Source organism: Thermomonas alba (assembly GCF_022419205.1).
Lineage (GTDB): Bacteria > Pseudomonadota > Gammaproteobacteria > Xanthomonadales > Xanthomonadaceae > Thermomonas > Thermomonas alba.
On sequence record NZ_JAJOZU010000033.1, the window covers coordinates 1 to 738 of the forward strand.

Sequence of the window (738 nt, forward strand, 5' to 3'; positions counted from 1 at the left end):
ACGAAATTCGCCTGGTGCTGGAGGAGCGCTCGGCCATGTCGCCCGATGCGCTGACCGGCCTGGAGGCCAACCTGCGCTTTGGCGGCCGCGAGACCATGCTCACCCGCATTTTTGGCCGTCTGTCGGCGTGGCAGAACTGGATCTTCCAGCGCCCCAATGCGGTGGGCGACAAGGGCGCGCTCAAGGTGTACGGCAAAGGCGACAAGGCCCAGTTCGATTGGCATCGCGTCTGAGGCGCGAGCGCGTTGTGCGGTGGGTTTCCCGGTGGAGCCAGCCGCAACCGAACGACAGTCCACCGCAGAGATCCGCAGCAGGAGCACACCATGTCGAGCATCAACTACAGCGAGAAGATCCCCAACAACGTCAACCTGGCCGAAGACCGCACCTTGCAGCGCGCGCTGGAGCACTGGCAGCCCAATTACCTGCAGTGGTGGCAGGAGATGGGGCCGGACGGCTCGCAGAACTTTGACGTCTATCTGCGCACGGCGGTCAGCGTGGACCCGCAGGGCTGGGCGCAGTTTGGCTACGTCAAGATGCCGGACTACCGCTGGGGTATCTTCCTGAACCCGGCGGATCCCGGACGCAAGATCCACTTTGGCGACCATCTGGGGGAGGACGCCTGGCAGGACGTGCGCGGCGAGCACCGGGCCAATCTGCGCCGCATCATCGTCACCCAGGGCGACACCGAGCCGGCATCGGTGGAGCAGCAGCGCCACCTGGGCCTGACCTGCCCCAGCC

Annotated in this window: 2 protein-coding genes; both read left to right on the forward strand. The window is 65.9% G+C overall.

Annotated features, from left to right (window positions below):
• Positions 1-233: hypothetical protein (locus ML342_RS11595; RefSeq protein WP_240127178.1), on the forward strand; the 233-nt coding region annotated here is incomplete at its 5' end.
• A 90-nt stretch (positions 234-323) separates the two neighbouring features.
• Positions 324-738 (forward strand): hypothetical protein (locus tag ML342_RS11600; RefSeq protein WP_240127179.1); only part of this gene is annotated, 415 nt, incomplete at its 3' end.